7 protein-coding genes are annotated in these 8,002 nt (G+C 60.8%); all 7 read right to left on the bottom strand.

Going from position 1 to position 8,002, the window contains the following annotated elements:
• Positions 1-627 (bottom strand): ABC transporter substrate-binding protein (locus EOA85_RS20850; RefSeq protein WP_164759773.1); only part of this gene is annotated, 627 nt, incomplete at its 3' end.
• A gap of 243 nt (positions 628-870) precedes the next feature.
• Positions 871-2,043: an iron-containing alcohol dehydrogenase gene (locus EOA85_RS20845; RefSeq protein ID WP_127211004.1), complete on the bottom strand. Its 1,173-nt coding sequence runs from the start codon at positions 2,041-2,043 to the stop codon at positions 871-873.
• 17 nt (positions 2,044-2,060) lie between these two features.
• Positions 2,061-3,449 carry an aldehyde dehydrogenase family protein gene (locus EOA85_RS20840; RefSeq protein WP_127211003.1) on the bottom strand — a complete coding sequence of 463 codons (1,389 nt, stop codon included), beginning with the start codon at positions 3,447-3,449 and terminating at the stop codon, positions 2,061-2,063.
• Between the two features lie 88 nt (positions 3,450-3,537).
• Positions 3,538-4,908, bottom strand: a complete 1,371-nt coding sequence (locus EOA85_RS20835; protein WP_127211002.1) for a glutamine synthetase family protein — start codon at positions 4,906-4,908, stop codon at positions 3,538-3,540.
• Positions 4,909-4,975: 67 nt separating this feature from the next.
• Positions 4,976-6,043, bottom strand: coding sequence for a TRAP transporter substrate-binding protein (locus EOA85_RS20830; RefSeq protein WP_127211001.1), 1,068 nt, complete (start codon positions 6,041-6,043; stop codon positions 4,976-4,978).
• 113 nt (positions 6,044-6,156) lie between these two features.
• Positions 6,157-7,482, bottom strand: coding sequence for a TRAP transporter large permease subunit (locus EOA85_RS20825; protein ID WP_127211000.1), 1,326 nt, complete (start codon positions 7,480-7,482; stop codon positions 6,157-6,159).
• Positions 7,479-8,002 (bottom strand): TRAP transporter small permease subunit (locus EOA85_RS20820; RefSeq protein WP_348627920.1); only part of this gene is annotated, 524 nt, incomplete at its 5' end. The genes EOA85_RS20820 and EOA85_RS20825, both read right to left, overlap by 4 nt.

Genomic DNA, 8,002 nt, shown 5'->3' with positions numbered 1-8,002 from the left:
ACCCTTGGCGGCTGCGTCCTGGCCGCCGGTACCGCCAGCCGCGAGGCCCGAGGCGTAGACCGACATGACGGCGTTGTTCGAGGTGCGCGGGTCACCGGCGAGCGCCACCGAGTTGGCGTATTCCGGCTTCTGCAGGTCAGCCCAGTCCTGTGGTGCGTTCTGCACGACGGCCTTGTTCACGCCGAAGGCGAGCACGCCGTAGTAGTCGCCGTACCAGTAGCCATCGGCATCCTTGGCGCTGTCAGGGATCGTATCCCAGGTCGACACCTTGTAGGGCTGGATCAGGCCGTCTGCCTTGGCGGACGGGCCAAAAGACAGGCCGACGTCGATGACATCAGGCGCCTGCGGGCCCTTATTGTCCTTGTTGGCCTTGATCGCCTCGATCTCATCGCCGGAGCCGGCATCGGGATTGAGCTCGTTGATGGTGATTTCCGGATACTTCGCCTTGAAGCCGGCGATGACGTCGCCATAGCCGCACCAGCTGTGCGGCAGCGCGATGGTGGTGAGCTGGCCTTCCGCCTTGGCGGCGGCGACCAGTTCATCCATGGACTGCGCCGACGAGATGGCAGAGGTCGCCATCAGGGCGACGGCCGTAAGGGAAAGCACTTTTCCCGTGAATTTGAACATGTGTTCTCTCCGTTGAACTGACGCCGTTGGACGCCTGCGATGCGGTATCGTTTTCGTGTGACAGCCCGATGAAAGCTTTGTGAAAGCGATGCCCTGCAGTACGAAAAAGTAAACTCTTTTTAACCGGCTGTAGCAATCGCTCTGCGATTATTTTCCGGCTAACGAACTTCTGTCTTAACTTCCATCTTTTCCCCTTTCTTTGCCCTCAATTTTCCAGATCAACTTTCGGCGCGAAAAACCGTCTCAGACGGTGCCGGCAATGGCATTGTCGAGCAGCGTCAGCGCCGCCTTCCTGGTCAGCTTGACCGGGTTGCCGCCGGCGGTCGGATCGACCACCGCCATGTCGGCGATCAGGCCCTTGCGCTTCTTGTCCATGTCAAGCCCCTTGATCAGGCCCGGCAGCGCGTGCGGCACCTTCAATTCCTTGCGAAGCTTGATGACGGCCTTGGCGAAGCCGTCGAAGCCGCCCTTGATGCCGCAATAAGCCGCGAGCCGGGCGATGCGCACCTCGATGGCGTCGCGGTTGAAGGCCAGCACATAAGGCATGAACACGGCGTTCGTCATGCCGTGATGGGTGTCGTAGAGCGCGCCGATCGGATGCGACAGCGAGTGGATCGCGCCCAACCCCTTCTGGAAAGCGGCGGCGCCCATGGCGGCCGCACTCATCATGTGGGCGCGGGCGACAAGATCCTTACCGTTGGCATAGGCCTTCGGCAGGTTCTCCAAGACGAGCCGCACGCCTTCGACAGCGATGCCGTCGGCCATCGGATGATAGCCCGGCGCGCAATAGGCCTCGAGGCAGTGAGCAAGCGCGTCCATGCCTGTGCCGGCTGTGATAAAGCCCGGCATGCCGACCGACAGTTCCGGATCGGCGATGACGATGGCCGGCAAAAGTTTCGGATGGAAGATGACCTTCTTGGTGTGGGTCGCTTCATTGGTGATGACTCCGGCGCGGCCGACCTCCGAGCCGGTGCCGGCGGTGGTCGGCACGGCGATGATCGGTGCGATCGCATCGGAGTTGGCGCGCGTCCACCAGTCGCCGATATCTTCGAAATCCCAGACCGGCCGCGCCTGGCCGGCCTGGAAGGCGATCAGCTTGCCGAGGTCGAGCGCCGAACCGCCGCCGAAGGCGATGACGCCGTCATGCTTGCCCTTCTGGAACACGGCAATGCCGGCGGTCAGGTTGGAGTCGACCGGGTTCGGCTTGACCTCGGAAAACACGCCATAGGGTACCTTGGCGTCGTCGAGGATCTTCAGCGTCGAGGCGACCACCGGCAGCTTGGCCAGCCCCGGATCGGTAACGAAGAGCGGCCGCTTGATGCCCGTGGCATCAAGCACATCAGGCAATTCCTTGATGCGCCCCGCGCCGAAGCGCACGGTTGTCGGATAGTTCCATTTGGAAATGAGTTTTGACATTTTTATCTTTCAGAAATTCAGATGGCTTCACGCAAGTGATATGATTTCGGCCTCGTCAGATTGTCGTAGCCGATGGCCGACAGGGCGGCGCCCTTGCCGGTGTCCTTGACACCGGTCCAGACCAGCGCCGGATCGAGATAGTCGCAGCGGTTCATGAACACGGTGCCGGTCTCGACACGGTCGCCGATCGCCACTGCATGCTCAATATCGCGCGTCCAGATCGAGGCTGTCAGCCCATAGGGGCTGTCGTTCATCAGCGCGATCGCCTCTTCGTCGTTGCGCACCTTCATGATGCCGACGATCGGCCCAAAACTTTCCTCGCGCATGACACTCATCTGATGATCGACCTCGGTCAGCACCTCTGGCGCCAGATAGGGCGAGCCTTGCTCGTCATTGGCAACCTTCATGTTGATGTGGGCCTTGGCGCCCTTGCGCAGCGCCTCGGCCTTCTGCTCGCGGATCAGGTCGGCGAAGCGCGCCTGTGCCATCGGCCCCATCGTCGTCGCCTGGTCGAGCGGGTTGCCGACGACGTAGTTCTTGGTTTCGGCGATAAAGCCTTCGATGAATTCGTCATAGACCTTCTCATGGACATAGACGCGCTCGATGCCGCAGCAGCACTGGCCGGAATTGTAGAAGGCCCCGTCGACCAGGTTGGCGACGGCATGATCCATCTTGGCGTCGGCCAGGACATAGGCCGGGTCCTTGCCGCCAAGTTCGAGGCCGAGGGTCATGAAGGTGCCTGCCGCGGCCTTTTCGATGGCGCGGCCACCGGCAACCGAGCCGGTGAAATTGACATGGTCGATCTTGCCCGATCCGAGCAGTTTTTCGGTCTGCACATGGTTCATGACGAGGTTCTGGAACAGACCCTTGGGCAGGCCTGCTTTGTCGAACGCCTGTTGAAAACGTTCGCCGACCAGCAGCGTCTGCGCCGCATGCTTAAGGATGACGGCACTGCCGGCCATCAGCGTCGGCACGATAGTGTTGACGGCGGTAAGATAGGGATAGTTCCAGGGCGCAATCACCAAGACCACGCCGAGCGGCACCTTCTTCACATAGCGGCGAAACCCGTCCTTCGGATTGGAGGCGAGGACCGGCTTGAGTGCCGCTTCCGCGATCTCGACCATGTAGCTGGTACGTTCCCTGACGCCGCCGAACTCGCCGCCATAGCGCACCGGACGACCCATCTGCCAGGCGATCTCCGGCACGATCTCTTCGGTCATGGCGACCAGCGCTTCCAGCATCGCCAGCATGTACTTGCCGCGCTCGACGACCGGCGTCTGAGCCCATTTCTCCTGCGCCGCCTTGGCACGCTCGACCGCCGCATTGATCGCCTGGTCGGTGGCCACAGGCCGCTCGGCATAGATCGAACCATCGACGGGAGTTTTTATCTTGACCGTTTCGGTCATTCCTTTGAGCCCTCACGGTTAATGACAATCTCGGTTTGAGCCGCCCGTCCGTCCGGCACCAAAGGCCGAAGGGCAGCACTGGCGTAGTTTAGTACCGCTCGAACCCCCTGTGCAGTTCCCAATCGGTAATGCGGCGGTCGTATTCGAACTGCTCCCAGTGGGCCGTATGGACATAATGCTCGAGCACGCCGTCGCCGAGCGCCTGCTTCAGCATCTCCGATTTCGCCAGCGTCTCGGTGGCATCACGCAGGGTCTTCGGAATTTCCGGCAGCTGCGAGGCTTGATAGGCATCGCCGACGAAGGGTTTTTGCAGTTCAAGCTTTTCGTCGATGCCGGCAAGGCCGGCCGCGATCAGCGCGGCGAAGGCGAGATAGGGGTTCAGATCGGCGCCGCCGATGCGGCATTCCATGCGGATGCCCTTGGTGCCCTCGCCGCACAGGCGGAAACCGGCGGTGCGGTTGTCCTCGCTCCACATGATCTTGGTCGGCGCGAAAGTGCCGGCCTGGAAGCGCTTGTAGGAGTTGATGTAGGGCGCCAAGAACCAGGTGAATTCCTTGGCGTATTTGAGCTGGCCCGCCGCCCATTGCTGGCCGAGCGTAGACAGCGTCCATTCGGCATTCTTGTCATAAAAAAGCGGCGTCTTGCCGTCGGCGCTCCACAGCGAATTGTGGATGTGGCTGGAATTGCCGGCCAGCCCGTAATTGTACTTGGCCATGAACGAAATCGCCTTGCCTTCAGACTCGGCGATCTCCTTGGCGCCGTTTTTCAGGATGACGTGGCGGTCGGCCATGTCGAGCGCCTCGGCATAGCGGACGTTGATTTCTTCCTGGCCCGGACCCCACTCGCCCTTGGAGTTCTCGATCGGTATGCCGGCCGCTTCCATCTCGTTGCGCAGCCGGCGCATGACGCCTTCTTCCTTGGTGGTGATGCCGATCTGGTAGTCGCCGATATAGGGCGAGGCTGTGTCGAGGCCGTGCCAGTGCTTCTTGCGAGCCGAATCGTAGGTTTCGCTGAACAGATAGAATTCGAGCTCGGAGGCGAAATAGCCGATATAGCCGCGCTCGCTCAGCCGTTTGACCTGCTTCTTCAGGATGGCGCGCGGCGAATGCGGCAGGTCATCATGGGTGTGGTGGTCAAGCACGTCGCAGATCACAAGCGCCGTCTTTTCCAGCCATGGAATGCGCCGCAGCGTCGACAAATCGGGCTTCATGACGAAGTCGCCGTAACCCTTCGACCAGCTCGCCGCCTTGTAGCCGGGCACCGGCTCCATATCGATGTCGGCGGCCAAGAGATAATTGCAGCCATGCGTCTCATCATGGGCGGAATCGACGAAATACTGGGCCAGGAACCGCTTTCCCGCCAGCCGCCCCTGCATGTCGACGATGCAGGCCAGCACCGTGTCGACCTCACCGCTTGAGACCGCCTTCTTCAACTGATCGAAAGAAAAATTTCCGGCCATTTAAAACTCCAGCGTCCAGGTTCGCAAAGCCGCCCGCCGAAGCGGGCGGCCTTGTTTGCAGTCTCAATCAGCCGTAGCGATAGGGCGCCCCGGCCTTCCTCATCGATTCGTTGTACTTCTTCATGATGTCGACGACCTTTGCGCTGCGCTCGCTCTGCGCGGCGATCTCGTCCCAGAACTTTACTGCCTCTTCCTCGACCTTCGACCATTCCGCATCCGGAATGGTGGTGAGCTCAAGCTTGCCGGTGTTGCGGTAGTTGGCTTCGCCAGCCCAGTACCAATGCTGGCGGTAGTAGTGTGAGGCGTCGATTGCCAGGCGGAAGAGCTGCTGCAGATGCTCGGGCACAGCCTTCCACTTTCCGGTATTGACGAAGTAGGAGCCGGCCCAGGCGCCCGAGAGCGGGTTCGTTAGGTAGTATTTTAGTGCGTCGGCCCAGCCCACGGTATGCATCTCTGTGATGCCGCACCAGCACACACCGTCGAGTTCTCCGGTCTGCATGGCGGGTTGCACGTCCTCGTAGGGAAGCGACACCGGCACCACGCCGAAGCGCGACAGGAACTGGCCGCCGGTAGGGAAGGTGTAGACGCGCAGGCCCTGCAGGTCGGCGAGGGACTTGATCGGCTTTGTCGTGCCGAAGTTGCAGGGGTCCCAGGCGCCGGTGGAGAGCCATGTCACGTCGGGAATCTCGGCATAGGCCTCTTCCCAGATCTCCTTCAGACCGTGCCAGTGCCACAGCGCCGGCACATCGAGGGAATAGCGCGCCGCGAGCGGGAAATAAGCGCCGAATACCTTGACGTCTACCGGAGCGGCGGCGGAATCGTCGTCGCTCTGGGCCGCATCGATCGTGCCCGACTGGACAGCACGGAACAGCTCGCCATGCGGGACGAGTTGATCTGCGGTGTAGAGCTCGATTACCATCTCGCCATTGGCGGCTTTGTTGAACCAGTCGATCGAGTTCTTGATGACGTGCTCGGCCAAGGCCGGGCCGGCATAGGTCTGCAGGCGCCATGTTATCGGGCTCTGTGCCTTGACGTATGGCATGGCCAGCGTGGACGCACCGACCGCGCCCGCGGTCGTCAATCCCGCTTTTCGCAGGAAATCGCGTTTGCTTATGTTTCTTGTTTGCTCAGTCATCGTTCCGTTCTCCTCTTCGACACTCCTGCATGCGTGCAGGTCCACTATTTCCTGGGGAAGCTCATTCTTCCTCTTTTGGTTCCTTCCTCGACGCATCACCAATTTCCAGTTGCCTATCGCCCCGAATAGAGGCTTGGCAGCCACAGCGCGATCTGCGGGAAAATCATGATGATGATCAGCGACAGCACCATCAGGAAGAAGAATGGCACGATGGAGCGATAGATGTCGGCCAACGTGATCTCGGGCGGCGCCATTGCGCGCATCAGGAACAGATTATAGCCGAAGGGCGGTGTGATGTACGCGATCTGGCAGGTGATCGTGTAGAGGATGCCGAACCAGATCGGATTGAAGCCGAGGCTGATAACCAGCGGGATGTAGAGCGGCGCGACGATGACCAGCATCGCGGTGTCGTCGAGAAACATTCCCATGACGATGAAGGAGAGGAGCATCAGCACCAGGATGGTCCACGGGCTGAACTCCCATGTGTCGATCAACAGCGCCTTGACCGCCTTTACCGCGCCCAGCCCGTCATAGACCGAACTGAAGCACAGCGCGCCGAGGATGATCCAGAGGAACATGCAACTGATGCCCAGCGTGTTACGCGTAGCCGTCTCGAAGGATTTCCGGTTCAGGTTTCCCGCCCACCAGGCGCCGAGCATTGCCAGCACCGCCCCCACGACCGAGCTTTCCACCAGGCTCGTCACTCCGGTCATGAACATGCCCATCATGACGGCGAAAATGGCAAGCGGCAGCAGACCTTCCCTGAGCAGCGCAAATTTTTCAGCGCGCGTGATCAGCGCGCGCTCCTCGGCCGGCAGCGCCGGGCCGGCTTCCGGCTGAATGAGACAGCGCAGATAGACATAGACGCCGAAGATCAGCGCCATCAGCAGGCCAGGGCCAACCCCGGCCAGCCAAAGGTCCAGCACCGGCTGCCGGGCGATCATGGCGTAGAGCACCAGGACGACACTCGGCGGTATCAGGATGCCGAGCGAGGAACCTGCCTGGATGACACCGGTGACCATCGACTTGTCGTAGCCATGGCGCAGCAACTGCGGCAGAGCGATCGTCGCGCCGATCGCCATGCCGGCGACCGACAGGCCGTTGAGCGCAGCAATCAGCACCATCAGGCCGATCGTGCCCAACGCCAGCCCGCCGCGCACCGGCCCGAACCAGACGTGGAACATCCGGTAGAGGTCTCCCGCCAAGCCGGATTCCGACAGCATGTAGCCCATGAAGATGAAGAAGGGCACGGTGATCAGCGGGTACCAGTTCAATACCTGGAAGGAGGCGTTGAAGGGCATCTCGAAGGATCCCTGCCCCCACAACCACAGAGCCGCCGCCGAACCGACGAAGCCGATGACGCCAAAGACGCGCTGTCCGGTGAAGAGCAGCACCATCATGGTTCCGAACATGAAAAGGGTGATCGCCTCGGAACTCATGCGATCGGCTTCCCGCGGGCAATGGCTACGTCTTTGATGAAGGTCGAGATGCACTGCAGCAACATCAGGAAGACGCCCGTCGTCATCACCATCTTGATCGGCCAGAGCACGGGCGACCAAGCCGAGTAGTTCTTCTGGTTGTATTGGATGGCGTAGTTTGTGCTCGACAGGCCACCGCCGAGGAGCACGACCAGGAAGAAGATAACAAAAAGGATGGTGATAGCGTCGGTGATCGCACGCTTCCTTGCATCGAGGCGGCTATAGAAGAGGTCCATCCGCACATGTTGATCGAGTTGCAGGACATAGGCGCCGCCTACCAGATAGTAGGCGGAGAGCAGGAACTGCGACAATTCCAGCACCCAGTTGATCGGCACGCCGAAAATGATACGCGACAGCGTCGAATAGAGCAGGACCGCGCCCATGACGAACAGCAGGTACATGGCGACGCGTCCGACGCGATAGTTTATCGCGTCAACGTAGCGGACAAAAAGCTGTGCGGCTTGGGGCAATGATCTCTTCC

Origin of the sequence: Mesorhizobium sp. M5C.F.Ca.IN.020.29.1.1 (genome assembly GCF_003997375.1) — a bacterium.
GTDB lineage: Bacteria > Pseudomonadota > Alphaproteobacteria > Rhizobiales > Rhizobiaceae > Mesorhizobium > Mesorhizobium wenxiniae.
This window is presented reverse-complemented; position numbering and strand designations above follow the sequence as displayed.